25 protein-coding genes are annotated in these 25,735 nt (G+C 69.1%); 3 read left to right on the top strand and 22 right to left on the bottom strand.

The annotated features are described in order from the left end of the window. Positions 1-11 precede the first annotated feature (11 nt). Complete coding sequence (locus ACI8U3_RS01135; protein WP_415013022.1) at positions 12-1,508, bottom strand: tetratricopeptide repeat protein; 1,497 nt, start codon at positions 1,506-1,508, stop codon at positions 12-14. Positions 1,509-1,762: 254 nt separating this feature from the next. Here ACI8U3_RS01135 and ACI8U3_RS01130 point away from each other — a divergent pair, with 254 nt between their 5' ends. After that, on the top strand, positions 1,763-2,254 hold the full coding sequence (locus ACI8U3_RS01130) for a GAF domain-containing protein (RefSeq protein ID WP_415013021.1): 492 nt from the start codon (positions 1,763-1,765) through the stop codon (positions 2,252-2,254). A 185-nt stretch (positions 2,255-2,439) separates the two neighbouring features. Here the strand turns inward: ACI8U3_RS01130 and ACI8U3_RS01125 are convergent, their stop codons facing one another. The 3 genes from ACI8U3_RS01125 to ACI8U3_RS01115 are packed head-to-tail and all read right to left on the bottom strand — an operon-like array spanning position 2,440 to position 6,490. After that, positions 2,440-2,721 (bottom strand): SemiSWEET family sugar transporter, encoded by a 282-nt coding sequence (locus tag ACI8U3_RS01125; RefSeq protein WP_415013020.1) that lies wholly within the window; start codon positions 2,719-2,721, stop codon positions 2,440-2,442. Between the two features lie 32 nt (positions 2,722-2,753). Continuing rightward, entirely contained in the window at positions 2,754-4,244 is a 1,491-nt protein-coding gene (locus tag ACI8U3_RS01120; protein WP_415013178.1) for an amidase, read from the bottom strand. Then, entirely contained in the window at positions 4,244-6,490 is a 2,247-nt protein-coding gene (locus ACI8U3_RS01115) for a S9 family peptidase (protein ID WP_415013019.1), read from the bottom strand. Before ACI8U3_RS01115 ends, ACI8U3_RS01120 begins: the two co-directional genes overlap by 1 nt. A 266-nt stretch (positions 6,491-6,756) precedes the next feature. Between ACI8U3_RS01115 and ACI8U3_RS01110 the strand changes: the two genes are divergently transcribed. Continuing rightward, complete coding sequence (locus tag ACI8U3_RS01110; protein ID WP_415013018.1) at positions 6,757-7,572, top strand: ferredoxin--NADP reductase; 816 nt, start codon at positions 6,757-6,759, stop codon at positions 7,570-7,572. A 41-nt stretch (positions 7,573-7,613) separates the two neighbouring features. Continuing rightward, a complete protein-coding gene (locus ACI8U3_RS01105) occupies positions 7,614-7,946 on the top strand; it encodes a chorismate mutase (protein WP_415013017.1) in 333 nt (110 codons plus the stop codon). A 179-nt stretch (positions 7,947-8,125) separates the two neighbouring features. On the opposite strand, the gene ACI8U3_RS01100 is transcribed toward ACI8U3_RS01105, so the two are convergent. The 18 genes from ACI8U3_RS01100 to gap form a co-directional block, all read right to left on the bottom strand. Continuing rightward, positions 8,126-9,730, bottom strand: coding sequence for a cisplatin damage response ATP-dependent DNA ligase (locus ACI8U3_RS01100; RefSeq protein WP_415013016.1), 1,605 nt, complete (start codon positions 9,728-9,730; stop codon positions 8,126-8,128). Further along, positions 9,730-10,773 (bottom strand): ligase-associated DNA damage response exonuclease, encoded by a 1,044-nt coding sequence (locus tag ACI8U3_RS01095; protein WP_415013015.1) that lies wholly within the window; start codon positions 10,771-10,773, stop codon positions 9,730-9,732. The genes ACI8U3_RS01100 and ACI8U3_RS01095 overlap by 1 nt, the downstream gene beginning before the upstream one ends. An 86-nt stretch (positions 10,774-10,859) precedes the next feature. Beyond that, positions 10,860-12,785 carry an ATP-dependent zinc metalloprotease FtsH gene (ftsH, locus tag ACI8U3_RS01090; RefSeq protein WP_415013014.1) on the bottom strand — a complete coding sequence of 642 codons (1,926 nt, stop codon included), beginning with the start codon at positions 12,783-12,785 and terminating at the stop codon, positions 10,860-10,862. Positions 12,786-12,814: 29 nt separating this feature from the next. After that, complete coding sequence (gene tilS / locus ACI8U3_RS01085) at positions 12,815-14,191, bottom strand: tRNA lysidine(34) synthetase TilS (protein WP_415013013.1); 1,377 nt, start codon at positions 14,189-14,191, stop codon at positions 12,815-12,817. Continuing rightward, entirely contained in the window at positions 14,179-15,090 is a 912-nt protein-coding gene (locus ACI8U3_RS01080) for a tol-pal system protein (protein WP_415013012.1), read from the bottom strand. The genes tilS and ACI8U3_RS01080 overlap by 13 nt, the downstream gene beginning before the upstream one ends. A gap of 189 nt (positions 15,091-15,279) precedes the next feature. Beyond that, the gene (gene pal, locus ACI8U3_RS01075) at positions 15,280-15,843 is read right to left on the bottom strand and encodes a peptidoglycan-associated lipoprotein Pal (protein ID WP_415013011.1); all 564 of its coding nucleotides are present in this window, start codon (positions 15,841-15,843) and stop codon (positions 15,280-15,282) included. A 128-nt stretch (positions 15,844-15,971) separates the two neighbouring features. Next, positions 15,972-17,339 (bottom strand): Tol-Pal system beta propeller repeat protein TolB, encoded by a 1,368-nt coding sequence (tolB, locus tag ACI8U3_RS01070; protein WP_415013010.1) that lies wholly within the window; start codon positions 17,337-17,339, stop codon positions 15,972-15,974. A 131-nt stretch (positions 17,340-17,470) separates the two neighbouring features. Continuing rightward, entirely contained in the window at positions 17,471-18,271 is an 801-nt protein-coding gene (locus ACI8U3_RS01065) for a hypothetical protein (RefSeq protein WP_415013009.1), read from the bottom strand. A gap of 4 nt (positions 18,272-18,275) precedes the next feature. Continuing rightward, positions 18,276-18,770, bottom strand: coding sequence for an ExbD/TolR family protein (locus ACI8U3_RS01060; RefSeq protein WP_415013008.1), 495 nt, complete (start codon positions 18,768-18,770; stop codon positions 18,276-18,278). Between the two features lie 3 nt (positions 18,771-18,773). Then, positions 18,774-19,529: a protein TolQ gene (gene tolQ, locus ACI8U3_RS01055; RefSeq protein ID WP_415013007.1), complete on the bottom strand. Its 756-nt coding sequence runs from the start codon at positions 19,527-19,529 to the stop codon at positions 18,774-18,776. 138 nt (positions 19,530-19,667) lie between these two features. Next, positions 19,668-20,111 carry a tol-pal system-associated acyl-CoA thioesterase gene (gene ybgC, locus ACI8U3_RS01050; RefSeq protein ID WP_415013006.1) on the bottom strand — a complete coding sequence of 148 codons (444 nt, stop codon included), beginning with the start codon at positions 20,109-20,111 and terminating at the stop codon, positions 19,668-19,670. A 24-nt stretch (positions 20,112-20,135) separates the two neighbouring features. Beyond that, positions 20,136-21,167 carry a Holliday junction branch migration DNA helicase RuvB gene (gene ruvB / locus ACI8U3_RS01045; protein ID WP_415013005.1) on the bottom strand — a complete coding sequence of 344 codons (1,032 nt, stop codon included), beginning with the start codon at positions 21,165-21,167 and terminating at the stop codon, positions 20,136-20,138. Further along, entirely contained in the window at positions 21,164-21,781 is a 618-nt protein-coding gene (gene ruvA / locus ACI8U3_RS01040) for a Holliday junction branch migration protein RuvA (RefSeq protein ID WP_415013004.1), read from the bottom strand. The genes ruvB and ruvA overlap by 4 nt, the downstream gene beginning before the upstream one ends. After that, a complete protein-coding gene (ruvC, locus tag ACI8U3_RS01035) occupies positions 21,778-22,278 on the bottom strand; it encodes a crossover junction endodeoxyribonuclease RuvC (protein WP_415013003.1) in 501 nt (166 codons plus the stop codon). The genes ruvA and ruvC overlap by 4 nt, the downstream gene beginning before the upstream one ends. A gap of 62 nt (positions 22,279-22,340) precedes the next feature. Continuing rightward, positions 22,341-23,024, bottom strand: coding sequence for an MgtC/SapB family protein (locus tag ACI8U3_RS01030; protein ID WP_415013002.1), 684 nt, complete (start codon positions 23,022-23,024; stop codon positions 22,341-22,343). Positions 23,025-23,217: 193 nt separating this feature from the next. Continuing rightward, entirely contained in the window at positions 23,218-24,417 is a 1,200-nt protein-coding gene (locus ACI8U3_RS01025) for a phosphoglycerate kinase (protein WP_415013001.1), read from the bottom strand. Positions 24,418-24,419: 2 nt separating this feature from the next. Further along, positions 24,420-24,719 carry a hypothetical protein gene (locus ACI8U3_RS01020; RefSeq protein ID WP_415013000.1) on the bottom strand — a complete coding sequence of 100 codons (300 nt, stop codon included), beginning with the start codon at positions 24,717-24,719 and terminating at the stop codon, positions 24,420-24,422. After that, entirely contained in the window at positions 24,719-25,726 is a 1,008-nt protein-coding gene (gene gap / locus ACI8U3_RS01015) for a type I glyceraldehyde-3-phosphate dehydrogenase (protein WP_415012999.1), read from the bottom strand. Before gap ends, ACI8U3_RS01020 begins: the two co-directional genes overlap by 1 nt. Positions 25,727-25,735: the final 9 nt, after the last annotated feature.

The raw sequence follows: 25,735 nt of genomic DNA, 5'->3' as shown, positions 1-25,735 counted from the left end.
TTCCGGCGCCTCTATCGGCTTTGCGCGCGCGAGACCTGGGCCAGGACGGCCTGCAGGCGGGACGCCGACGGGGTGAAGCCCGACAGCGCGGATTCGATGCGGTAGACCACGGCCTCGGCCTTGTCCTGATCGGCCACCCCGGCCACGCCCAGGGCGAAGTAGCTGGACATGGCGAACTTGGCCTCGGGCGAGCCCTGACGGTCCGCTTCCTGGAACCAGTGGAACGAGCGGGCGTAGTCGGCCGGCACGCCGACCCCTTCGGCGTACATGACCGCCAGCACCAGCTGGGCCTCGGACGAGCCGTTCACCGCCGCCAGCTGGATGGCCCGCAGCCGCTCCTGATAGGACAGCCGGGCCTCCATGGGATGGCCCAGCATGGCCTCCAGCGTTTCCACCTGGCGCCGGGACAGGGCGTTCGGCGCCGAAGCGACATTGTCCGTCACGCCCAGATAGCGCATGGCCCGGCCCACATGGACGAAGGGCAGCTCGGTGATCCGGGTCAGGGCGTAGTCATAGGCGTCACCCCGCGACCGGCTCTCGTCCGAGTGGGGCACGCCCGACTGCGGCGCCTCGTTGGGATAGAACTCGAACGGCGGCACCCACTGACGGGCCTTGGCCTCCACAAAGGCGCCGTAGCGCGAACGGGCGGGCGTGGAGGCCTCGAAATCCCGCAGCAGCACATAGGCGCCCACGTCGCCGGTCTGCACCGCCAGATAGTTGTAGAGGTAGGCGTCCACATCGTTGCGCGGGAACAGGTTCACCGCCGCCTGACGGCCCGTGCGGTTCACCCTTCCGGGGCCGCCGACGCGGGCGCCGTGGCCCCAGGCCTCGCGGGCCTGAACATTGTCGACGGGCTCGCCGAACGGGCCGTAGAGCTCGTCGTGCAGACGGGCCAGGGTGCGGTAACCGTCCGCGTCCTGGGTCGACAGCACGTAGATGACCCGGTCGCGGACTTCTTCCTGTTCCTCGCGGGTCATGCGCGACAGCTGGGCGTCCAGACGCTGATAGGCCACGCGGCGCTCGAAGGCGCGGCAGTCGTCATAGCCCGACAGGGGCCGCCACGATCCGAGACCGGCGCGCCGCGCGCTGTTGATGGGGGCAAAGCCTTCGGTGTTGGCCAGGGCCATGGCGTACCAGACCGAGCTCTCGATCGGGTCTTCCAGATTGCGGTCGGTGGCGCGCACGGCGGCGTAACGTCCGCCCAGCTCCAGCTGGGCGAAGAAGTCGCCCCGGAACGCCAGGCGTCGCAGGCGGCGAATGCCCGCTTCCTGATCGTTGAACTCGGCGCCGGTGACCGACGCCGGGCGCGGGCAGGCGGCGGCGGCCGGATCGCCGCGCGACCAGAACCTGAGACCACGATCCCCGAATCCGGAAAGCAGCAAGGCGCCCAGAACGGCCAGCACCACAACCACCGCCGCCGCGATGAACGGCAACGGCCCGGAACCGCCGGAGCGGTTGAACCGGTCGAACCCGCGTCGTCTGGGTTCAGGGTGGTCGTGATCGTCCATAACGCCCCGCTGGCCAAAGGGCCCCGACGGCCCGCCCGTAACCCTGTTCGACCGGGACGATCCGGTCGAGTTAACCTTCTGTCAAGGTTAACGAGAGCTTAACGCCAAGCTGCTTCAAGCGTTGCCACAGTGTGGCGAAAATATGCGTTTCCAAGGCGAATCAGGGGCTTGGCTATTCGCCTGAGGCACGAGCACATCGGGGTCTGTCGCAAAGGTTTCTGTGGACCTATATGCGGGGCGCAACAGGAGAGACCATGGCCTACGCCGCCCGAGACGACCGCCCCGCCGACAAGGCCGCCCGCTACGCCGAGGTGGAGCAGGAGATTCTCGCTGTGCTGGACGGCGAGCCGGATCGCGTGGCGCGCATGGCTACGGTCTCGTCCATGCTGGCGGACGCCTTCCCGGCCTTTTTCTGGACCGGCTTCTATGTGGTGGACGCGGCCAAGGGCGAGGAACTGGTGGTGGGGCCGTATCAGGGCACGCTGGGCTGCCTGCGCATTCCGTTCGGACGGGGCGTGTGCGGGGCGGCGGCCGCAGAACGGAAAACCCAGATCGTCGAGGACGTGCACGCCTTCCCTGGCCACATCGCCTGTGATTCGCGTTCAGCCAGCGAGATCGTGGTCCCCGTTCTTGACCCTTCCGGCGAACTGATCGCCGTGCTGGACGTGGACGCCACCGAAAAGGCCGCCTTCGACGCCGTGGACGCCGAATGGCTGGAACGGCTGATGGCCAAGGTTTTCGGCTAACCCTCTCCTCCCCATCCCTCGAGATGGGGAGGTGGCGCGGGCGCGATTCAGCGCCCGTGACGGAGGGGGCGGCGCCGACGGTAAGGGACTGGCGACTCGTTCCGCAGACACCGAGACGCCCCCTCCACCACGCCCTGTCGGGCGCGGTCCCCCTCCCCACGACGTGGGGAGGAGAATGACAGTCGTCACTCCTCCGGGTCGCCGTCGCGGAAGCGCCATTTGCAGACCAGGGCTGTCGCCGCCAGCATCAAGGACACGCTGTTCGCCGCCACCAGCGGCCAGGCGCCCAGCATGACGCCGTAGATGGTCCACAGCGAAAAGGCGCTGACGGTCAGGCCGTACATCCGCAAGGACACCGACGAGGCGTCGCGCTCGCGGATGATCTTGATGATCTGCGGCACGAAGCTTGTGATGGTGCACAGGGCCGCGCCCGTGCCGATGACATTGATCAGGAGCTGGCTTTCCACCGGCTCTGAACGGCGACGCGGGCGCCCGGTTCCTACTGCGACGCAGCCGGCCGCAGCAGGGGCGCGATCTCTTCGTTATCGTTGATGCTGTTGAGGAACGCCGGCGCCCGGAAGGCCCGGCTCTGCTGCTCATAGGCATAGCCCAGCGACAGGATGCGGGCGTCGTCCCACTGGGCGCCGAAGATGGAGAGGCCCACCGGCAAACCCCGCACAAAACCCATGGGCACGGTCAGGTGCGGATAACCCGCCACGGCGGCCAGGGTGCTGGACGAGCCCGTGAAATTGTCGGCCAGAACAGGATCGGTGGGCCATGCCGGTCCGCCGGTGGGGGCGACGAGCGCGACCACGTCATGTTCGGCCAGAAGCCGGTCGATGCCTTCAGGTCCGGCCAGACGCCGGGCCGTGTCCCGTGCCTCGATGTATTCGGGATCGTCCAGACCGCCTGTGGCCTCGGCCTGAACGAAATACTCCTGGCCGAACAGGGCCAGCTCGCGCGGGGTCGCCTCGTTGAAGGCGATCAGATCGGCCAGGGTGCGAGAGGGCACCTGCACCGGATCGGTAGAGGCCAGATAGGCGTTCAGTCCGGCCTTGAACTCGGTCAGCAGGACGGTGAACTGGGCCTGGCCGATGGGCCCCATCTCCGGTCCCTCGGTGATCTCCACCAGTTCGGCCCCGGCGGCGCGCAGCTCGGCCAGGGCCGCCTCGAACACCAGGTCGGTTCCTTCATGATAGCCGGCGGCGAAGCGCGCCACGCCGATGCGCACCCCCGCCAGCGATCCGGCGTCCAGCGCCGCGCGATAATCGGTGCGGCGGGCGTCCGCCTCGGCGGTGGCGGGGTCGGACGGGTCGGTCCCGGCGATGACGGACAGGATCAGGGCCGCGTCCTCCACCGTGCGGGTGATGGGCCCGGCGGTGTCCTGGCTGGCGCTGATGGGGATGATGTGGGTGCGCGAGACCAGGCCCACAGTAGGCTTGAAGCCCACGACGCCGTTGGCCGCCGCCGGGCAGACGATGGAGCCGTTGGTCTCGGTGCCGATGGCCGCAGGAACCAGCCCCGCCGCCACCGAGGCCGCGCTGCCCGAAGACGAGCCGCAGGGGTTGCGGTCCAGCGCATGGGGATTGCGGGTCTGGCCGCCCACGGCGCTCCAGCCGCTGATGGAGTCCGCGCCCCGGAAATTGGCCCATTCGGACAGGTTCGCCTTGCCGGCGATCACCGCCCCCGCCTCGCGCAGCCGCGCCACCAGCGGCGCGTCACGTCCGGGCGCATTGTTCACCAGAGCCAGCGACCCGGCGGTGGTGGGCATGTCGGCGGTCTCGATGTTGTCCTTGATCAGAATGGGCATGCCGACAATGGACCGGTCTGCGGTCCCGGCGTCCCAGGTCGCCGAACCGGCCGCCGGGCTCCAGGCGATGACGCTGTTCACCGTCGCCCGGTCACGAGCCTCCAGACCTGTGGATCCTGATGTGGCGCAGGCCGAAAGCGTCAGCCCCGCCAGCGCCGCAAGAACGCCCCCCTTGCGCATCATTCGCTCCGCTCCCCGATCGTACGGTCCAGAAAGTCCAGATAGGTGCGCCACTGGTGCAGCTGGCGCGCGTTGCCCCGGATGCCGTGGCGCTGGCCGGGATAGAGCATGGTCTCGAACGGGACGCTCTGTTCCTGCAGCGCGTTCAGAACGCGGGTGGTGTTCTCGAAGATGACGTTGTCGTCGGCCATGCCGTGCAGCAGCAGCAGCCGCCCGGTCATCAGGTCCAGCTGATCCACCACGTCCGAGGCGGCGTAGCCCTCAGGATTATCCTCCGGCGTCGACATGAAACGTTCGGTGTAATGGGTGTCGTACAGGCTCCAGTCCGTCACCGGCGCGCCCGAGATGGCCGAGGTCAGGCCCATCTCCGGTTCGGTCAGCATGTGCAGGGTCATGAAGCCGCCGTAGCTCCAGCCCATGGCCGAGACGCGGTCCGCGTCGATGTATGGCAGGCTGCGCAGATAGTTCGCGCCGACCACCTGATCCTCGATCTCCACCGTGCCCATGCGTCGGTAGAGCGCGCGCTTGAAGGCGGCGGAGCGATAGCCTTCCCCCCGGTTGTCAATGCGGAAGACCACATAGCCGGCTTCGTTCAGCAGGCGCGTGGTCATGGGCTGCCAGCCCCGGCGCACGCCGCCGCCCGACGGGCCGCCGTAGACCTGGATCACCGCCGGATAGCGCCGCGACGGATCGAAGTCGTGGGGCGTGGTCATCTGCCAGACCAGCGTCTCGCCCCCCGCCGTCTCCAGCGTGCCGTAATCCGGGGTGCGGTGGCGCGCCAGATAGGGGTGGTAGGGGTGGTCCTCGTCCAGCCGGTTCTCCTCGATCCAGCGGATGAACGTCCCGTCGGCGCTGTACAGGCCGCTGCGGCTGGGCGTCGCCGGATCGGAATAGTTACCTACAAAGGCCGTGGCCGGACCGTTCATGCTTACGGACCACCAGCCGCCTTCGGATGTGACGGGCGTCGGGGCCGCCCCATCCAGGGTGGTGCGCCACAGACGCTGTTCGATGGGCAGTTCGCGCGCACCGTCGTCCGCGATCTCGAACGACGCCGTGAAGAAGACCTCGCCCGTCTCCGCGTTGATTCCGTCCAGGGACTTCACCGCCCAGTCGCCATCGGTGATCTGGCGCACCAGCGCCCCGTCGGCCTCGTACAGATACAGATGCCGCCAGCCGTCCTCTTCGCTGGACCAGACGAAGCGGCCGTCCTCCAGCGCGCGGAAATCGTGGGTCAGGCCGACCCAGGCGGCGTCGGTCTGGGTGACGATGACGCGGCTCGCGCCCGTGGCCGGGTCAACGGCCAGCAGGTCCAGCGTTTGCTGATCCCGCGACTGGCGCTGCACATAGAGCACGCCCCCGTCCGCCGACCAGTTCACGCGGGCCAGATAGATGTCGTCGTTCTCGCCCAGATCCACCTCGATCCGCTCGCCCGAGGCCACGTCGTGGATGAACAGGTCCACCACAGCGTTCGGCCGACCGGCGCGGGGATAGCGCTGCTCGATGGTGGTGGCGCCGCCGCCCTGGATGTCCAGGCGCGGGATCACGTCCACGGTGCTTTCGTCCACGCGGGTCAGGGCGATGCGCGCCTCGTCCGGGCTCCACCAGTAGCCGGTGTCCCGGTCCATCTCCTCCTGGGCGATGAACTCCGCCGTGGCCCAGGTGATCAGGCCGTCGCCGTCGGTGGTCACGGCGCGCTCCTCACCGCCCGCCAGCGGCTGGATGTAAAGGTTCTGGTCGCGCACCCACGAGGCCCATGTGCCCTGCGGCGACACCTTGGCGTCGATCTCGTCGCCTTCGGTCTCGGTCAGGCGGCGAACCTCGCCGTTGCGGTCGGCCAGGAAGATGTCGCCTTCCAGCGGGGCCAGGATGTAGCGGCCCTGCTCGTCCCAGGAATACTCCACCACCCCGCGCTGGCTGATGCGCATGCGCTCGCGCCGGGCGATCTCCGCCTCGGAGAGTTCGCCGGCGTCCGGGACCAGCGCCCGGGCGTCGATCAGCTTGTAGGGTTCGCCCTCGCCGGTGGGCGCGGCCCACAGGTCCAGGGTGTTCACGTCGTCTTCCCTTGATCGGAGGAACGCCACCAGCTCCCCGTCCGGCGACAGGCTGACGCCGCGAGCCACCGGGCCGTTCAGGCTGGGGTCGGCGAAGACCCGCTCGGGCGTCAGGACCGGGGCTCTCGAATCGATCGACTGGGCGAAAGCGGGCGGGGCGATGAGCAGGCTCGAAGCCAGAAGCAATGTGCGCATGGCGGTGAAGCTAGGCGGGTTGGGCAGGGGCTGACAACACTCTTCCGCTCATCCCGGCGAAAGCCGGGACCCAGTCCTGTCCCGCTTGGCGCCGGCGCTTCAGGACTGGCGAGCGGAGAATGGCCCTGATCTGCTGCACCACCCAAAGCACTGGGTCCCGGCTTTCGCCGGGATGAGCGGATTGAGAAACCGTGTTCGCACGCCGCAGAAAATGTCGCGCCCGCGAACCTTTCGCATCTGCACCGAAGGGCTTAAGTCGAAGCCCCATGACCGACACCCTCGCCGTCGCCGCAAAACCCGCCAAGCCCAGCCCGTATCACGAGGCCCAGGTGCTGTGGGTGAAACACTGGACCGACCAGCTGTTCAGCTTCGGCCTGTCGCGGGCCGAGGATTTCCGTTTCCGTTCGGGCGAGTTCGTGATGATCGGCCTGCCCACCGAGGCGGGCAAGCCGCTGGTGCGCGCCTATTCGGTGGCCAGCCCCTTCTGGGCCGAGGAGCTGGAGTTCTTCTCCATCAAGGTGGCCGACGGCCCCCTCACCTCGCGGCTGCAGACGATCCAGCCCGGCGACACGGTGCTGGTGGGCAAGAAGCCCACGGGCACCCTGGTGCTGGACGCCCTGACCGGCGGCGAGCGGCTGCACCTCATCGGCACGGGCACCGGCCTGGCGCCCTGGCTGTCGGTGGCGCGCGAGCCGGAGACCTACTCCCGCTTCGGCCGGGTGATCGTGACCCACACGGTGCGCAAGGCCGAGGATCTGGCCTATCGCGAATTCTTCGAGGGCGGCATTCACGAAGACCCCCTGATCGGCGACGAGGCGAAGGCCCAGCTGACCTACTATCCCACCGTGACACGCGAGCCGTTCCACAATGCGGGCCGCATCACCGACCGTATCCGATCGGGCGACTATTTCCGCGATCTCGGCCTCGAGGAAGGCTTCGATCCGGCGAAGGACCGCGTCATGCTGTGCGGCTCCATGGCCATGATCAAGGAGACGGCGGAGCTTCTGGAAGGCTATGGCATGCGGGAAGGCTCCAACGCCGAGCCGGGCGATTTCGTGCTGGAACGGGCCTTCGTGGGCTGACCGGGCTTGGCGGGCGCGGCGCCCTCCCCTAAAGCCGGACCATGACCGCGCCGAACTCCGTCTCCATAGACCCTCGCACCCCGCCAGAAGACTGCGCCGACATGAGCCAGGTGCGCGAGGGCGTCGACGCCCTCGACCGCGCGCTGGTGACCCTGCTGGCCGAGCGGCAGCGCTACATGGAGGCCGCCGCGCGCATCAAGCCCAGCCGCGATGTGGTCCACGACGACTGGCGCATCGAGGACGTGGTGGCCAAGGTGCTGGCCGCGTCGGACGCCGCCGGCCTGTCCCCCGCCATCGCCGAGCCCGTCTGGCGCAAACTGATCGCCCAATGCATCGCCCATGAATTCGGGGTGTGGGACCGGACGCGCAGCTGACCTCATTCTCCTCCCCATTCATGGGGAGGGGGACCGCGCCCGCAAGGGCGTGGTGGAGGGGGCGGCTCGGTGTCTGCCGCCCGAGACACCAATCCCTTTCGTCCGCGCCGCCCCCTCCGTCACGGGCGCTGAGTCGCGCCCGCGCCACCTCCCCATCCCAAGTGATGGGGAGGAGAAAATCAGTTCAGCATCCTCTCCAGCGTCGCCAGTTCGTCCGCCTCCTTTGAGGGCTTGTCCCAGCGGATGCGGCTGATGCGGGGGAAGCGCATGGCGACGCCGGACTTGTGGCGTTTGGAGCGCTGCAGCCCCTCGAACGCCACCTCCAGCACAAGCCCGAACTCGCGGTCTGCCCGCACGGCGCGCACGGGGCCGAAGCGGTCGGTGGTGTGGTCGCGCACGAACTTGTCCAGCTGCTTCAGCTCCTCGTCGGTGAAGCCGAAATAGGCCTTGCCCACCGGGGTCAGCACATGGGCGCCGTCCGCGTCTTCGGTCCAGACGCCGAAGGTGTAGTCGGAATAGAAGCTGGACCGCTTGCCGTGGCCGCGCTGGGCGTACATCAGCACCGCGTCGATCAGGTGCGGGTCGCGCTTCCATTTGAACCACGGCCCCTTGGGACGCCCGGCCTCATACACGCTGTCCAGCCGCTTCAGCATGAGCCCCTCGGCGATGGCGGGATCGCCAGGCGGCGGGGCCAGACGCAGGGCGGCGAGCTCGTCCCAAGTCGCGAACGGCTGGATGGGCGACAGGTCGATGCGGTCCGATCCCGCCGCCGTCACGAACGCTTCCAGCCGCGCCCGGCGCTCCACGAACGGCAGGCCGCGCAGGTCTTCGCCGTCCGCCGCCAGCAGGTCATAGGCCCGCACCCCGGCAGGGTTGGAGGCGACCAGTTTCGCATCCACCGTCTTGCGGTTCAGCCGTTGTTGCAGATCGCCGAACGACGCGACCTGTCCGTCGCGCATGACCAGCAGTTCGCCGTCGATAACCCCTTCATAGGTCAGGGCCTCCAGCACGTCGGGAAAGGCGCCGGAGATGTCCTCGCCCGTGCGGCTGTAAAGCCGCTTCACCCCGCCCTCCGAGACCGCCTGCACGCGGATGCCGTCCCATTTCCACTCCGCGGCGTAGGCGGCCGGGTCCAGTTTCGGCAGGTCCGTTTCCTCGTCCAGCGGCTGGGCCAGCATGACCGGCCGGAAGCGGCCGTGGGCGTCGGCGGAGGGGCGCTCGGCCTTGCCCTCCAGCCAGGCGAACAGGTCCGCGTAGGGCGGTTCCTGCGCGTGCCAGACCTCCTGGATGTCGGCCACCGCGACCCCGCCGAAGTCCGCCGCCGCCTGCCAAGCCAGCCGCGCAGAGACGCCCACCCGCAGGCCGCCGGTCAGCAGCTTCAGCAAGGCCCAACGCCCGTCCGCGTCCAGCGCGTCCAGCCAGCCCTCCAGCAGCCCCTGCACCTCGCCCCGCTTGGCGTGGGTCAAGGCGTCGATAACCTCGGACAACTCCGGCTCGCGGTTGGCGCCGTGGCGCGCGGGCCAGATCAGGGCCACGGTCTCGGCCAGATCGCCCACATAGTCATAGGACAGGCGGAACAGCTCGGGATCGACCCGCCCCTCCACCGCCTGACGGATCATGGCGGGCTTGGCGGCCTTGAAGGACAGGGCCCCGGTCAGGGCGGCCAGGGCCCAGCCCCGGTCCGGGTCCGGCGCGTCGGCCAGATGGTCGCGCATCAGGGTCAGCTTGGCGTTGCGCGACGCCGTCATGGACAGCCGGTCCAGCAGGGTGGCGAAGGCGCGCATCAGCCGTCCGCCTCGCTGCTCATGTCCTCGTCGTCCTCGTCCTCATAGCCCACCAGATGCAGGGCCCGGGCGTTCAGGCCGTTCAACTCGGCCCAGCGGCACAGGGCGTCGTCGCGCCCATGGGTGATCCAGACCTGATCGGGCCTCAACTCGGTCAGGGTGTCGGTCAGCTCGTCCCAGTCGGCGTGGTCGGACAGGATCAGCGGCAGTTCCACCCCCCGCTGCCGGGCGCGGGCCCGCACCCGCATCCAGCCGGAGGCGAAGGCCGTGACCGGATCGGGAAAGCGGCGGCTCCACCGGTCCGCGATGGCCGAGGGCGGGGCCACCACAATCTTTCCGGCGAAGTCCGCCTTGGACCCCGTCGCGGGCGCCAGCGGCCCCAGATCCACGCCGTAATGTTCGTACAGCCGGTTCAGCCGCTCCAGCGCGCCGTGCACATAGATCGTCTCGTCATAGCCCGCCTCGCGCAGCAGCCGGATCACCCGCTGCGCCTTGCCCAGGGCGTAGGCGCCCACCAGATGGGCCCGGTCGGGGAACTGGGTCACGGACTTCAGCAGATGGCCGATCTCGCCCGCGTCGGGCGGGTGGCGGAATACGGGCAAACCGAAGGTGGCCTCGGTGATGAACACGTCGCAGGGCACCGGCTCGAACAGGGCGCAGGTGGGGTCGCGTCGCCGCTTGTAGTCGCCGGACGCCACCACGCTCAGGCCGCGATGGCTCAGCACCGCCTGTGCCGAGCCCAGCACATGGCCAGCCGGGGCGAAGCGGACCGAGACGCCATTGATCTCGGCAGTCTCGCCGCAAGCCAGACCCTGGGTCCGGCCCGCGAAATCCTGGCCGTAGCGCTCGCCCATGATGGCCAGGGTCTCGGGCGTGGCCAGCACCGATCCGTGCCCGGCCCGCGCATGGTCCGCGTGGCCGTGGGTGATCACGGCCCGGTCCACGGGACGCGGCGGGTCGATGTAGAAATCGCCCGGCTCGCACCACAGCCCCCGGGGCGTGGGGCGCAGCAGGGCTTCGGGTTTCAGGACGGACGACGGCATGGCGTGATCATAAGGCCGTGGGACGACACGCCGTTCCCCCGCCCCCGCATTTGTCGCCCGTTCGAGAGAAAGGGACGGCGAACGACCTAATGCACCGTGGGCTGTCCGACCTCGACGCCGTCGGAGACGGGGGTCACCGGTACGGCGACGGAGGGACCGGCGTTGGGGAAGTTGTTCTCGTCCCGGTTGGGGGCGAGGCCCTTTTCCAGCAGGTCCTTGATCTCGTCGCCGGACAGGGTTTCGTACTCCAGCAGGGCCTGGGACAGCTTTTCGTGGTCCCCGGCCTTTTCGGTCAGTATCTTGCGGGCCTCGTCCCAGCCCTCGGTGACCAGGCGCTTGACCTCTTCATCGATGATGCGGGCGGTCTCTTCCGAGACGCTCTGGTTGCGGGCGACGGAGTGGCCCAGGAAGACCTCTTCCTGGTTCTCGCCGTAGGCCACCGTGCCCAGCTTGTCGGAGAAGCCCCAGCGGGTGACCATCGCCCTTGCAAGCTTGGAGGCCTGTTCGATGTCGGATGAGGCGCCGGAGGTGATGTTGTCCCTGCCGAAGATCAGCTCCTCGGCCACACGGCCGCCCGCCATGATGGCGATGCGATCCACCATCTGGCGGTACTTCATGGAATAGCGGTCGCCCTCCGGCAGTTGCATGACCATGCCCAGGGCGCGGCCGCGCGGAACGATGGTGGCCTTGTGCACCGGGTCCGCCATCTTGACGTTCATGGCCACGATGGCGTGACCGGCCTCGTGATAGGCGGTCAGCTTCTTCTCTTCCTCGTTCATGGCCATGGATTTGCGCTCGGCGCCCATCATGACCTTGTCCTTGGCGTCCTCGAAATCGCGATGGGTGACCATGCGGCGATCCTTGCGGGCCGCCATCAGGGCCGCCTCGTTGACCAGATTGGCCAGGTCGGCGCCGGAGAAGCCGGGGGTGCCCCGGGCGATGGTCTTCACATTGACGTCGGCGCCCAGGGGCACGTCCTTCATGTGCACGCGCAGAATCTTCTCGCGGCCGTTCACGTCGGGGTTGGGCACCACCACCTGACGGTCGAAGCGGCCGGGACGCAGCAAGGCCGGGTCCAGCACGTCGGGCCGGTTGGTGGCGGCGATCAGGATGATGCCTTCGTTGGACTCGAAGCCGTCCATCTCCACCAGCAGCTGGTTCAGGGTCTGCTCGCGCTCATCATTGCCGCCGCCCAGACCGGCGCCCCGGTGACGGCCGACGGCGTCGATCTCGTCGATGAAGATGATGCAGGGGGCGTTCTTCTTGGCCTGTTCGAACATGTCGCGCACGCGGCTGGCGCCCACGCCCACGAACATCTCCACGAAGTCCGAGCCGGAGATGGAGAAGAACGGCACGCCCGCCTCACCGGCCACGGCGCGGGCCAGCAGGGTCTTGCCGGTGCCCGGAGGGCCCACCAGCAGGGCGCCCTTGGGAATCTTGCCGCCCAGACGCTGGAACTTGCCGGGGTCCTTGAGGAAGTCCACGACCTCGCTCAGCTCCTCCTTGGCCTCGTCCACGCCCGCGACGTCGTCGAAGGTCTTGCGACCCTTGTGCTCGGTCAGCAGCTTGGCCTTGGACTTGCCGAAGCCCATGGCGCCGCGCGCCCCGCCCTGCATGCGGTTCATCATCCAGAACCAGAACAGGATCAGCAGGCCCACCGGCAGGATCAGGCCCAGCAGGCTCATCCACCAGGGATTGCGGGTGGTCTCCACGTCCATGGCCACCTCGGCGGCCTCGAGCCGCTCGATCAGGCCCTCGTTGGGATAGGGCGTGGTGGCGGTGAAGGTAGTCTCGTCATTGAAGGCCCCGCGCACGGTGTCGCCCTTGATGACCACCGACTCGATGTCCCCGGCCTGGATGCGGGACAGCAGTTCCGAATAGGTGATCTCGGCGGGCCGCGTTCCGGCGCCCGCCTTGCCGGCGGTTCCGGGGCCGGACGGGCCGACCATGGCGTAGGCGGCCAGAACAGCCATCATGATGACGCCGACAATGGCCAGGGTGCGAAGGTTCATAAGGGTCCTCAAACTCGGTGCGGCGACGTTCAGCCGCCGCTACGGTTCAGAAATAGGTCAGCGGGCGGCGTTTCGCCACTTGAATGCGTCAACTGGTCTTCATGCCCGATCCCGCCGACGGCGGCGATGAAGCGGCCTGCGACCAGACAGCGCGTCTGCGCGACGCCCCATGCAAGACGCGGGCGAGGGTCATCGTCCCGGAACAGTACGGGCAAAGCGGGGCGCGCGGATGCGGGCAGACGCTTCACGATCGCCTGATCGGCAGGGCCCAGACCGGCCATCCGGCCCTGCAGCGGACCGGCGCGCCAACCGGGGACAGGCGCGGTGATTTCGAAACGCCCATCCCAGACGGCGGGCGCGTTCGGCGGAAGGGGAATGTCCGGCAGGCCGCCTCGGCCGGGTTCGCGAGTAATGAGGAGTTGGTCGCCTTCTGTCTCGACGCGGGCGCCGGCGAGGGTGGCGGTGACGTCGGCGTCGGACGCGAGGCGGGCCTGAAGGGCGGCCAGGCGGGGGCCACGGGGCGGCGTGGTCTGGCCGGACACGCTCAGCAGGGCGGCGGCGAGGGTTCGGGCGGCGATGACGCGCGGCAGGAGGAGGAGGCCGGCCCAGTCGTCCCCTCTCCCGATGGGAGAGGGCTGCGCGCACAGATGCGCCAGCATCTGTTCTTCGCGCGCAGGGTGAGGGTCGGGTGATTCCTCCTGAGTCACCGAACCCTCATCCCCCGCGCGCAGAACCTCCGCTGTCGCTCCGGTGCGCGGGTTCCCCCTTCTCCCATCGGGAGAAGGATTCAGGGCGTGGCGCGCTCGGGTGCGCAGGAACCGGGGGTCGGCGTTGGCAGGGTCTTCCAGCCAGCGGGCGTTCCGGGCGGCGAGGTAAGCGCGCAGGTCCCCGCGGGATGCGGTCAGCAGGGGGCGCAGCAGCATGACTCCCCTGCCCTGCGGCCATGTGGGGGATGGGGACCAGTCGCGCAGGCCGCCCAGCGTGGCGCCCTGATCCCGCATCCAGTCGGACTCGGCGATGTCGTCGGCGGTGTGGGCCATGAGGATGACGCGGGCGCCGGCCCCTCGCGCCGCCTCGGCCAGCAGGGCGTGGCGAGCCATGCGGGCGGCGGCGGGCAAGCCAGTGGAGGGCTTGGGGCCGTCCCACGACAGGGCGCGCCAGTCGGCGGCGACGGCCCGGGCCGCATCACCGGCGAAAGCGGTCCAGTCGGCGCTGTCAGGATGCAGGCGGTGATCGACGGTCAGGGCCAGCAGGCGCCGGCCCCGCTGCGCGCACCAGTCGGCCGCCACATGCAGCAGGGCCATGGAGTCGCCGCCGCCGGACAGGGCCAGGGCGACAGGGCGATCCGCGTCGCGGGACAGCCGCGCGTCCAGCGCGGCGGCGACGCTGTCGATCAGGCCTCGCACTCCGCCTGATCGCGGATGCGCTCGGCGCGGTTGATGAGGGTCGTGGGCGCGCCCTCGCCATAGCGCTCGAAGAACTCGCGCACGGCGGCGCAGGCCTGCTCGTCGCGGTCCGTGGCGTCCAGACCCGAGGCCAGCTTGATGGTGGCGTCGGGGGCCCATGATGTGCGCGGCCAACCGCTGAGGGACGAGGCGTAGGCCTGAACGGCGCCGGGCTGGTCGCCCGCCTCGGCGCGCAGGTCGCCCAGCCGGTAATTGGCCTCGCGGGCCTGGGGCTCATCGGGCCAGGTGATGACGAACACCTCCAGCGCTCGCAGGGCCCGCACGTCCTGCTCATTGGCCAGGCGGATGGCCCGCTCGAAGTCCTGGCGAGCGTCGCCAGTGGGGGAATCCACCACGATGGGGGCGTTGGCCTCGGCCACGGCCTCAAGCTGGCCCTCCAGCTCGGCGATGCGGTTGTTGGAATCGGTCAGCAGCCGGCGCATGGCCGCATTGTCCCGCTGGGCCTCGTCGTTGGCGAAGGTCAGGCGCTCGATGTCGCCGTTCATGCGCTGGACCGTGGCCTCCAGGTCCGACAGGCGGCGCTGCATGTTGTCCACCACGCCCTGAAGCACCACCACCTCGGGGTCGGTCTCGATCAGGACGGGGTCGCCCGCGGCGTTGCGCTGGGTCACGGCCCGTTCGAGGCGGCGCACGTTGCGGTCCAGCTGGTTCAGACGGCGCGGCGTCCATTCGACAGGCTGGTCGGGAACCTGCTGGGCCCCGGCGGGGGTCGCGGGCGCGGCGACCAGCACCACGGCCATCAGCGGCGCCAAGGCGGTTCCGGCGATCAGGGCGGAGACGGTGAACGGACGAAGCTGGGTCATGCCTGCATAGGTTCCATCGGTTTGCGGCGGACGCAAGGCGTCTCCCTCCCCGTTCGGGGAGGGCGGTCGGCGCGAAGCGACGGCCGGGTGGGGAGGGCTGGGCGACGGGAGCACGGTCTTGATGCGCCACCGCTTGAGCGCGGCCTTGCCGAGCCGCCCCCACCCGCTTCGCCTGCGGCTCAGCGCCCTCCCCCGGCGGGGGAGGGATAGGCGAGCGAGGCGCGCTTACTGCGGCGCGCCGGAGATGATGGCGGTGTGAGCGTTGCGGTTCTGGGCGAAGGCTTCCTCGGTGGAGCCTTGCGCGATCGGACGCTCCTTGCCGTAGGAGATGGTGTCGATGCGGTTGGCGGCGACGCCGCGGTTGACCAGATGGCTGCGCACGGCCTCGGCGCGGCGGGCGCCCAGGGCCAGGTTGTATTCGCGGGTGCCGCGTTCGTCGGCGTTGCCCTCGATGCGCACGCGCACGTTCGGATAACGGTTCAGCCACTGGGCCTGGGCGTCCAGGCGCGGCATGGCGTCGGCGCGGACCGAATAGCTGTCCAGATCGAAATAGACGCGATCGCCGATGTTCTGGCGGAAGTCGCCGACGGAGCCGGGGGCGGCGGCGCCGGGCAGCGTGCCGGGGTTCACCGGGCCGGTGGGGGCGCCGGGCTGGTTGGGCTGCGACGGCTGCGACGGACCGGGGTCGGGCTGGATGGGCTCGGGCTCGGGACGCGGGGCGCAGGCGGCCATGGCGGCGACCAGAACGCCGACGGTCGACAGACGGATGATCGAACGGTGGGATTGCATCAGGGTCGTCTCCTTCTCATGGCTCCGGCAGTAATCTGCCCAGCTTTGCCCTTAGCCCTAACCTTGGCTTTTCAAGGGCGCCAGCGGCGGTAACGCACAGTTGAGCGGTTGGCTCCCGACCGCCTTGCTCACCCCGGACAACTGTCCGAGGCCTGGCCGACGCCCAGATTGGCTGGCGGCGGGTCCAGCAGCGGCGACCAGGCGGGATCGCCGGCGGTGCCCGAATAGGACGCCTGACCCACCACCCGGCCGGTGACGTCCACGGTCCACAGGCGCGAGCCGCCGCCGGGCGCCTGGCGCGCGAACATGATGTAGCGGCCGTTGGGCGCCCAAGATGGCCCTTCCTCGAAATAGCTGGAGGACAGAATGCGCTCGCTACCGCCCGAGGCGTCCATGACGCCGATATGGAAGCGTCCGCCCTGTTGCTTGGTGAAGGCGATCAGGTCGCCGCGCGGGCTCCACGACGGCGCGGTGTAAACGCCGCCGCCGCGCGAGATGGGCCGCTGGCCCGAGCCGTCCGTGTTCATGGTGTAGAGCCGGGCCGAGCCGGAGCGGTCGGACACGAACACCAGCCGGCCGCCGTCCGGGCTGAACGACGGCGAGGTGTCGATGCCGGGATCGGACGTCAGGCGGCGCGTCTGGCGGGTGCGCAGGTTCATGATGTGAACGTCGGTGTTGCCGCCCACGCTTATGGAGAAGGCGATCTGCGAACCGTCAGGCGAAAAGCGCGGGGCGAACACCTGACCGGGGAACTCACCGATGCTTTCACGGCGGCCGGTCTGCAGGTTCATGATGTAGATGCGCGAATAGTCGTCACCCAGCGCCATGTAGGTGATTTCGTTGGGGTTGTTCGAGAAGCGCGGCGTCAGGATGATCTCCTCGCCGCTGGTCAGGAAGAAGGGGTTGAATCCGTCCTGATCCATCACGGCCAGGCGGCTGAAGCGCTCCAGCCCCGTGCCGCTTTCGGAGACGAACACCACGCGGGTGTCAAAATAGCCCTGTTCGCCGGTCAGGCGCTGATAGACCACGTCCGACACCTTGTGGGCCAGGCGGCGCCAGTTGTCGGGCGTGGCGGTGAAGGCGAAGCCCACCAGCTGGCATTCGCGGTAAGGGTCATAGAGGCGGAAGCCCACCTGCACCCGTCCGTCCGCCTGGGGCGTGGCCGAACCGTACAGCACCGCCTGGGCGCCGATGCGGGTCCACTGGGGGAAGTCCGGCTGGTTGGAGAGGCTGAGATCCTGCTGGATGAAGGCGTTGGGATCGATGGGATCGAAGAAGCCCGAGCGCTGCAGGTTGTTGGAGATGACGCCGGAGATGTCCGCGCCGTTGGGACCGCTGAACGGAGCGACGGCGATCTGGAGCGGGCGCAGGACGCCTTCAGTGATCTCCACTTCCTGGGGTCCGGACTGGGCCATCACCGGCGTGACGGCGGCCGGCGCCAGGGCGATGGCGGCGACGCCGGCGATCAGCGCGTTGAGGCGTTTGTTCGGTCGCATGAGATGAAATCTCCCCGGGCAGGCGGTTGGTAGGCGCTTCGGCATGGCGCCGGAGCATTGCGGCGACTTTCAGGCTTGGCCATGCGCGTGCAAGTCACAAACGCGCGGGCGGAATAGCGGCTCCCCTTCCCTCACCGGTTGGCGCAGGCTTGGTCGGCGCGGAAGCGGAAATTGATCTCCTGGGTCTGGAAACCGTCGGGCACGTCGAAGGGTTCGGCGGCGCGAACCGCGCGCAGCATGGCCTCGGACGCCGTGCGCCAGGTGGCGCCGCTGCGCTGGTCCGTCACGGTGGGACCCGAGCTGATGCGACCCGATGAGGTGATGGTGACGCGTACGGGAATGGACAGGTCGCGCATGCCCTCCAGATCGCAGTTCAGGATCCAGTGCCGGGTCACCTGACCGCCCAGATTGGCGATCTGGGAGCCCGTGGCGCGCGGCGCCTGACCCGCGCCGGACTGGCCGGTGGGGCGCTGTTGCTGGGTGCGCGGGCGGGGCTCGGCCAGGGCGTCCAGATCCAGGCCCGGATCTGGGCGGTTCTGGCTGGGGCGCGGCGCGGGAGTCGGACGGGCCTTTTCAGGCGGGGTCTGACTGGGACGCGGCGACGGCGCCGGGTCCGGGCGGCGCGTATCGGCGCGCTCGGGCGAAGGCTCAGGCGGGCGCGGCTGGGGCGGGGTCGGAACCTCGGGGATTTCCTCCAGCTGGGCCTCGGTTTCCAGCAACTCCTGAAGCGTCTCCAGCGCCTCGGCGTCGACCTGTTCGTCGGAGGGATTGTCGGCGGGGGCGGCGGCGGCCACCTCGCTGGAAACGATGCTGACCGGCACCGAGGACACCATCACCGGCGGATCCTTGCGCGGCCACGGAATCAGGGCGAGCGCCACCACGGCCGCATGCAGCCCGATCGAGGCGATCGTGGCGATGCCGGGACGGCGCATGGGCTCAGCCTTCGCTTTCGGGCGCGGGGGCCGTGGACGCGGCGGTCGAAGCCGTCGGGGCCGTGTCGGTGATCAGATTGATGCTTGAGAAGCCGCTGGCTGACAGCCGCGCCATGACCCGGGCCACCGCCTCATAGGGCGCGGCGCCGTCGGCGCGCACGAAGATGGGCCGGTCCGTCACGCCTGCCCCGGCGATGGCGGCCACGCGGGGGCCCAGCTGGTCGAGGCTGGCGGGGTCCTGATCCACATAAATGCCGCCCGCCCGATCCACCGAAACGCTGATCGGCTCGTTTTCCGCCGACACTGCAGACGCATCCGTGCGCGGCAGCTCCAGCGGCACGCCGACGGTCAGCAGGGGGGCCGAGATCATGAAGATGATCAGCAGCACCAGCATCACGTCCACCAGGGGCGTGACGTTGATCTCGCTCAGCGGGCGCTTCTTGGCGCGGCGGCGGCCCCGCACATGGCCGCTCGCGCCGGGACCGGAACCCAGGGCCATGGCTCAGCGCCCCCGGTTGAAGCCGTCGAAATCGGACGGCGGCGGAGGCGGCGGCGTGGCGGCGGCCCCGCCCAGACGGCGGGCCACGGCGGCCTGAAGGTCGTCGGCGAAGCTTTCCAGACGGCCGGTGAACTTGCCCGCGTCGATGGAGAACTTGTTGTAGGCCATGTAGGCCGGGATAGCGGCGGCCAGGCCGATGGCTGTGGCGAACAGGGCCTCGGCGATGGCCGGGGCCACGGTGGTCAGGTTGGTGTTGCCGGCCTCGGCGATGGCTCCGAAGGCGTTCATGATGCCCCAGACCGTGCCGAACAGGCCGATGAAGGGCGACGAGGTGGCCACCACCGACAGCACGCCCAGCCCGTCCTCTACCTTCTGGCTCTCACGGGCAATGACCGAGTCCAGGCTGCGGTCGATGCGCGAGATAAGCATGGCGCTCTGATGGTCGGTCAGGTTCTGGCCGCGGGCGGTGCGCCACTCGGTCATGGCCAGCACCAGCATGCGCGGCAGGGGGTGGGACGGATTGGCGCCCGCCTGATTGGCCATGTCCTCCAGCGACCGGCCCGAGGCCAGATCATTCTCGAAGGCGTTGGCCTGGCGGTTCAGCGAAGCGAATTTGAACGCCTTGTCCAGAATGACGGCCCAGGACCACAGCGAGGCGATGGCCAGGCCGATCATCACCGCCTTCACCACCCAGTCGGCGGCGAGGAACAGCGCGATGGGATCCAGCATGGAGGCGGTGTGAGGAGCGGCGTCGACCATAAAATTCAGTCCCTGGTGGGCGTGGGCGAAGAATCGCCGCGCGCCGTGCAAGCATCGGGCCTATCCATCCGGATGGCGTGACGATTTCAAGGCTTAAGGGTTAACAGGCGGGTGTGACGGGCTGAAAAACCGGATTCGTCAGGGTTTCAGCCACGGGGTGACGGCGGCGATCAGGGTGGCGGGCGCGCGGCGGGGACGACCAGTCAGGTCGATGACCGCAGCCTCCACCTGGGCCGAGCACAGAACCTCGTCGCCGCGTTCTATGGTCTGGCGGATGGTCAGGCGCGGGCCGCGCAGGGTGTCATAGGTGGTGCGCACGATCAGGGCGTCGTCGATGCGGGCGGCCTTGAGGAAGCGCAGGTCCATGCTGGTGATGACGAAGGCCAGCGGCGTCTCGCCCGCCAGCAGGTCGGCGTGGCCCACCCCCGCCAGCCGCAGGAAGTCGGATCGTCCCCGCTCGAAATAGCGCACATAGTTGGCGTGATAGACGAGGCCGGTGAAATCGGTGTCCTCGTAATAGACGCGCACGGGCAGGATATGCTCCCGGCCCTCGAAACGGCCGGCGGTGGGGAGGTCGGTCATGACTGCCTGACTAGCAGAAACCGCCTACTTCCCGAACAGCCCGCCCTGTTCCGGTGTTCGCGGCGGCTCGGTCAGGCCCAGGTGGGCGTAGGCTTTCGCGCAGGCCATGCGGCCGCGGGGGGTGCGCTGGATGAAGCCTTGTTGCAGCAGATAGGGCTCGATCACGTCCTCCACCGCATCGCGGGCCTCGGCGATGGCGGCGGCGAGGGTGTCCATGCCCACGGGGCCGCCGCCGTAATTCTCGATCAGGGCCTTCAGAAAGCGGCGATCCAGGGAATCCAGCCCCGCCTCGTCCACCTCCAGCCGCGCAAGCGCGCGGGCGGCGGCGAGGCGGTCGATGACGGGTGAGCCCTCCGCCTCGGCGAAGTCGCGCACCCGGCGCAGCAGGCGGCCGGCCACCCGGGGGGTGCCGCGCGCGCGGCTGGCGATCTCCAGCGCGCCCTCGTCGTCGATGGGCGCGCCCATCTTGCGAGCCGCGCCGGTGATGACCCGGACCAGTTCGGCCGGGGTGTAGAACTCCAGCCGCAGGGGGATGCCGAACCGGTCGCGCAGAGGCGTCGCCAACAGGCCCGCGCGGGTGGTGGCGCCCACCAGGGTGAAAGGCGCCAGATCGATGCGCACGCTACGCGCCGAGGGCCCCTCGCCGATGATCAGGTCCAGCACATGATCCTCCATGGCGGGATAGAGGATTTCCTCCACCGCCGGGTTCAGGCGGTGGATTTCGTCGATGAACAGGACGTCGCGAGGCTCCAGATTGGTCAGGATGGCCGCCAGATCGCCCGCCTTGGCCAGAATGGGGCCGGAGGTGGCGCGGAAGCCGACGCCCAGCTCGCGGGCCACGATCTGGGCCAGGGTGGTCTTGCCCAGCCCCGGCGGGCCGAACAGCAGCACATGGTCCAGGGACTCGGCCCGGCCGCGCGCGGCGTCGATGAAGACCTTCAGATTGCCCTTGGCCTGCTCCTGACCGACGAATTCGGACAGCGTCTGGGGCCGCAGCGCGCGATCGTGGCTTTCGCCCGGGGCCGCGTCGCTGGAGATGATGCGATCGTCGGTCACCGCCCCAGCTCCTGCAGGGCGGCGCGGATGACGGCGGAGAGATCGGCGTCCTCACCCAGCTTGATGATCGCGTGATCCACGGCGCGGCGGGCGTTGACCTCGGCCACGCCCAGACCCAGCAGGGCCGAGACCGCCTCGCCGGTGATGGAGGGCACCGGCGCCGACGGCGCGCTGTGAACGCCAGGCGCGGAGGGGGCGAAGGTCGTGTCGCCCAGCGGCTTGCCCTTCAGCTCGGTGACGATGCGCAGGGCCAGCTTGGGTCCGACCCCGTTGGCGCGGGCCACGGCCGCCTTGTCCTCGCGGGCTACGGCGGCGGCCAGCTCGCCCGGCGGCAGCACGTCCAGCACCGCCAGCGCCGCCTTGGGCCCCACGCCCTGAATGGCCAGAAGGGTGGTGAAAGCGCGGCGCTCGTCCCGGGTCAGGAAGCCGTACAGGCGCGGGCCGTTCTCCTGACTCCACTGGGTCTCCACATGCAGGATGGCCTCGTCGCCGGGCGCGGGGAGGCGCTGCAGGGTGCGGGCGCCGCAGCTGGCCACATAGCCGACTCCGGCGCAGTCGATCAGGCAGTCGTGCTCGCCGGTCTCGACCAAAGTACCCCTCAGACGCCCGATCATGCGGCCAGCGTCCGGACGCGGCGCAGGTGGGCGTGGGTGATGGCGACGGCCAAGGCGTCGGCGGCGTCGGCCTTCACATCGCCCGCCGTGGGCAGCAGACGGCGGATCATGAAGGCGATCTGGGTCTTGTCGGCGTGGCCGGCGCCCACCACGGCCTTCTTGATCTGGTTGGGCGCGTATTCGGCCACGGACAGGCCGCAGCGGGCCGGGCCCAGCATGACGGCGGCGCGGGCGTGGCCCAGCTTCAGGGTGGAGGACGGGTTCATGTTGACGAACACCTCCTCGATGGCCGCCTCGTCACAGCGGTGCTCGGCGCAAATCGCCCCGACGGCTTCAAGCAGATGCAGCAAGCGTTCGGAGAAGGGCGCAGTCTCGGGCGGGGCCACCACGCCGTGGGCCACCCACGACAGGCGCGCGCCCTCGCAGGCGATGACGCCCCATCCGGTGCGTCGCAGGCCGGGGTCCAGGCCGAGGACTCGAATCGCGCTGTTCGTCATTCGTTCCAGTCATGCCCCAAAGAGGGTTAGCGAACAATGACCAGCCCCGTCAGTTGTCGTGTTCAGTCGTCTCTGGGATCGAGGCGGAAGCCGGTGACGCCGGGCACGGCGCCCAGCCTGTCGCCCAGTTCGGCCAAGTGCGCGTCGCTGGCCCGCAGGCGGTAAAGACGGCGCACCTGATCGCCGTCGCGGGTGTAGCCCGTGCGCTTCAGGGCGCCGTCGTGTTCCGACAGGATGGCCTCCACCGCCTCGGCGGGGGCGGCGCCGGCGGTCCAGCACACCTCGGCGTCCACCACTGTCTTCTGGGGCAAACCCTTGGACACCACCCGCAGCACGATCAGGATGAGAGCCGTCACAACCGTCGCCAGCCCGCCCAGAGCGAACATGCCGACGCCGAACAGGATGCCGATGGCCGAGGTGATCCACAGGGACGCCGCCGTGGTCAGGCCGTGGATGGAGAAGCCGGTGCGGAAGATCACCCCGGCGCACAGGAAGCCGATGCCCGTCAGGATGCCGTGGGCCATGCGGGTCGGGTCCATGACCAGATTGACGTCACCGGTCAGATCGAAGGTCCACTGGGCCTGATGCACGGCCGCCAGCATCAGCAGGGCCGAGGACAGGCTGACCAGGATATGGGTGCGGAAACCCGCCGGCCGGCCGCGATACTCCCGCTCGAACCCGATCATGGCCCCCGCGATCAGAGCGCCCAGGATGGGGCCGGCGTATTGCATCAGGTCATTGAGCATGAGGGCTCAACGCGGCGGGAAGCGGAACGGTTCGGTTTTCCACCATCCGCTCATCCCCGTGAACGCGGGCACCCAGTGCTTTGGGTGTTGCAGCGGGTCACGAACACGCGCCGTTCGCCCGTCCTGAGGCGCCGACGTCAAGCTGGACAGGACTGGATCCCCGCCTTCGCGGGGATGAGCGGAAAGAGAGTATCTAAGCGCGCAGCGCCTCGACGCCCGGCAGGGGCTTGCCCTCCATCCACTCCAGGAAGGCGCCGCCGGCGGTGGAGACGAAGGTCATGTCGTCCACGACTCCCGCGTGGTTCAGGGCCGAGACGGTGTCGCCGCCGCCCGCGACGGCGGTGATCTTGCCGGCCTTGGCCAGTTCGGCGGCGTGGCGTGCGGCGTCCACCGTGGCCTTGTCGAAGGGCGGCACCTCGAACACGCCCAGCGGGCCGTTCCAGATCAGGGTCTTGGACAGGTCCATGGCGCGTTTCAGGCGGGCGACGGTCTCGGGCCCGGCGTCCAGGATCAGGTCGTCGGCGGCGATGCGGTCCAGGGCGCGGACGCCGGACTCCACGCCCGGCTTGACCGCCTTGGCGACCACCACGTCCACGGGCAGCAGCAGTTCGCAGCGCTGACGGCGGGCTTCTTCGATGATCTCGCGGGCGGTGTCGGCCATGTCCTTTTCACAGAGGGAGCCGCCGATATCGACGCCCTGCGCGAACAGGAAGGTGTTGGCCATGCCGCCACCGATGGCCAAGTGGTCCAGCTGGGCCACCAGATTCTTCAGCAGGTCCAGCTTGGATGAGACCTTGGCCCCGCCGACGATGCCCAGCACCGGCTTGACCGGGGTCCCCAGCGCCTTGTCCAGCGCCTCCAGCTCTCGGCGCATGGACTCGCCGGCGTAGGCGGGCAGCAGGCGCGCGATGCCCTCGGTGGAGGCGTGGGCGCGGTGCGCGGCCGAGAAGGCGTCGTTCACATAGATGTCGCCCAGCTTGGCCAATTCGGCGGCGAAATCGGGGTCGTTCTTCTCCTCGCCCGCGTGGAAGCGCACGTTTTCCAGCAGGGCCACGCCTCCGGGGGCCAGATCGTCGGCGATCACGGCGCGGGGCGTCTCGCCGACGCAGTCCTCGGCGAACCAGACCGGGGCGCTGAGCAACAGCTCCAGCGGCTCCACCACCGGCCTCAGGCTCATCTCGGGGTTCGGCTGGCCCTTGGGCCGCCCGAAGTGCGCCATCAGCACCACCTTTGCGCCCAGATCCCGCAGAGCGTTGATGGTGGGCAGGGCGGCGCGCAGGCGGGTGTCGTCGCTGACCTTGCCGCCTTCCATGGGCACGTTGAAGTCCACGCGGACCAGGGCGGTCTTGCCGGACAGGTCGGTGAGGTCGGAGAGGGTGCGGAAGGAGGTCATGGTCAGTCCTGCGGCTCATGCCGCTGATAAATCAGATAGGTAAGAGCCTTAGGCATGGCCTGATCACCGCAGACGATAAATCGCTCGTCGATCTTAGCGTCCACGAAATCAGCGATGATTTCAGTGCCCGCAGACTGAACCAGATCGATCTCTTCGGCCGCAGGCGCTTCTCCAAAAACAGCCTGACAGATGACTGTTTCATCATTCATCTCGACCGAGAACGATCTCAGATTCGGGGTGACAGCGCCGAGCAGGGCATGCTGGGCGGACAGCCTGAGGAGGATATCCGCCCCCGGCTTCATCAGATCAGCTTACTCATCGCCAGCGCCGTGTCGCTCATGCGCGTGGCGAAGCCCCATTCGTTGTCGTACCAGCTGAGGACGCGCACCAGCGAGCCGTCGATGACCTGGGTCTGCGGCAGGGCGGCGGTGGAGGACGCGGCGATGTGGTTCATGTCGCTGGACACCACCGGGTCGGTGGTGGTGAACAGCACCCCCTTCATGGCGCCGTCGGCGGCGGCCTGCAGCGCCTCGTTGACCTCGTCCACCGAGGTGTCGCGCCCGGCGACCACCTTCAGGTCCACCACCGAGACGTTGGGGGTGGGCACGCGGATGGACGAGCCGTCCAGCTTGCCCTTCAGTTCCGGCAGCACCAGACCCACGGCCTTGGCCGCGCCGGTGGAGGTGGGGATCATGGACAGGCTGGCGGCGCGGCCGCGGTACAGATCCTTGTGCATGGTATCCAGCGTCGGCTGGTCGCCGGTGTAGGCGTGGATGGTGGTCATGTAGCCGCGCTGGATGCCCACCAGGTCGTGCAGCACCTTGGCGATGGGGGCCAGGCAGTTGGTGGTGCAGCTGGCGTTGGACACGATGATGTCGTCCGCCGTCAGGCTGTCATGGTTGACGCCATAGACGATGGTCTTGTCCGCGCCGTCGCCGGGGGCCGAGATCAGCACCCGCTTGGCGCCGGCCTTCAGGTGAGCGCTGGCCTTTTCCTTCGACGTGAAGATGCCGGTGCACTCGAACGCGATGTCCACGTTCAGGTCCTTGTGCGGCAGGTTGGCCGGGTCGCGCTCGGCCGTGACCTTGATCTTGCCCAGGCCCACGTCGATCCAGTCGTCGCCGGACTCCACCGTGCCGGGGAAGCGGCCGTGGACCGAGTCGTACTTCAGCAGGTGGGCGTTGGTGGCCACCGGGCCCAGGTCGTTGATCGCCACCACCTCGATGTCGCGGCGCCCGTGCTCGACGATGGAGCGCAGGACCAGACGGCCGATACGGCCGAAACCATTGATGGCGACGCGAACGGTCATGGGATGGAA

Origin of the sequence: Brevundimonas sp. (assembly GCF_047617075.1) — a bacterium.
GTDB lineage: Bacteria > Pseudomonadota > Alphaproteobacteria > Caulobacterales > Caulobacteraceae > Brevundimonas.
This window is presented reverse-complemented; position numbering and strand designations above follow the sequence as displayed.

Excerpts from the sequence above, each read along its gene's own strand:
- ACI8U3_RS01135 (WP_415013022.1), bottom strand. The coding sequence starts at position 1,508 with ATGGACGATCACGACCACCCTGAACCCAGACGACGCGGGTTCGACCGG.
- ACI8U3_RS01130 (WP_415013021.1), top strand. The coding sequence starts at position 1,763 with ATGGCCTACGCCGCCCGAGACGACCGCCCCGCCGACAAGGCCGCCCGC.
- ACI8U3_RS01120 (WP_415013178.1), bottom strand. The coding sequence starts at position 4,244 with ATGCGCAAGGGGGGCGTTCTTGCGGCGCTGGCGGGGCTGACGCTTTCG.
- ACI8U3_RS01115 (WP_415013019.1), bottom strand. The coding sequence starts at position 6,490 with ATGCGCACATTGCTTCTGGCTTCGAGCCTGCTCATCGCCCCGCCCGCT.
- ACI8U3_RS01110 (WP_415013018.1), top strand. The coding sequence starts at position 6,757 with ATGACCGACACCCTCGCCGTCGCCGCAAAACCCGCCAAGCCCAGCCCG.
- ACI8U3_RS01105 (WP_415013017.1), top strand. The coding sequence starts at position 7,614 with ATGACCGCGCCGAACTCCGTCTCCATAGACCCTCGCACCCCGCCAGAA.
- ACI8U3_RS01100 (WP_415013016.1), bottom strand. The coding sequence starts at position 9,730 with ATGCGCGCCTTCGCCACCCTGCTGGACCGGCTGTCCATGACGGCGTCG.
- ACI8U3_RS01095 (WP_415013015.1), bottom strand. The coding sequence starts at position 10,773 with ATGCCGTCGTCCGTCCTGAAACCCGAAGCCCTGCTGCGCCCCACGCCC.
- ftsH (WP_415013014.1), bottom strand. The coding sequence starts at position 12,785 with ATGAACCTTCGCACCCTGGCCATTGTCGGCGTCATCATGATGGCTGTT.
- pal (WP_415013011.1), bottom strand. The coding sequence starts at position 15,843 with ATGCAATCCCACCGTTCGATCATCCGTCTGTCGACCGTCGGCGTTCTG.
- tolB (WP_415013010.1), bottom strand. The coding sequence starts at position 17,339 with ATGCGACCGAACAAACGCCTCAACGCGCTGATCGCCGGCGTCGCCGCC.
- ACI8U3_RS01065 (WP_415013009.1), bottom strand. The coding sequence starts at position 18,271 with ATGCGCCGTCCCGGCATCGCCACGATCGCCTCGATCGGGCTGCATGCG.
- ACI8U3_RS01060 (WP_415013008.1), bottom strand. The coding sequence starts at position 18,770 with ATGGCCCTGGGTTCCGGTCCCGGCGCGAGCGGCCATGTGCGGGGCCGC.
- tolQ (WP_415013007.1), bottom strand. The coding sequence starts at position 19,529 with ATGGTCGACGCCGCTCCTCACACCGCCTCCATGCTGGATCCCATCGCG.
- ybgC (WP_415013006.1), bottom strand. The coding sequence starts at position 20,111 with ATGACCGACCTCCCCACCGCCGGCCGTTTCGAGGGCCGGGAGCATATC.
- ruvA (WP_415013004.1), bottom strand. The coding sequence starts at position 21,781 with ATGATCGGGCGTCTGAGGGGTACTTTGGTCGAGACCGGCGAGCACGAC.
- ruvC (WP_415013003.1), bottom strand. The coding sequence starts at position 22,278 with ATGACGAACAGCGCGATTCGAGTCCTCGGCCTGGACCCCGGCCTGCGA.
- ACI8U3_RS01030 (WP_415013002.1), bottom strand. The coding sequence starts at position 23,024 with ATGCTCAATGACCTGATGCAATACGCCGGCCCCATCCTGGGCGCTCTG.
- ACI8U3_RS01025 (WP_415013001.1), bottom strand. The coding sequence starts at position 24,417 with ATGACCTCCTTCCGCACCCTCTCCGACCTCACCGACCTGTCCGGCAAG.
- ACI8U3_RS01020 (WP_415013000.1), bottom strand. The coding sequence starts at position 24,719 with ATGAAGCCGGGGGCGGATATCCTCCTCAGGCTGTCCGCCCAGCATGCC.
- gap (WP_415012999.1), bottom strand. The coding sequence starts at position 25,726 with ATGACCGTTCGCGTCGCCATCAATGGTTTCGGCCGTATCGGCCGTCTG.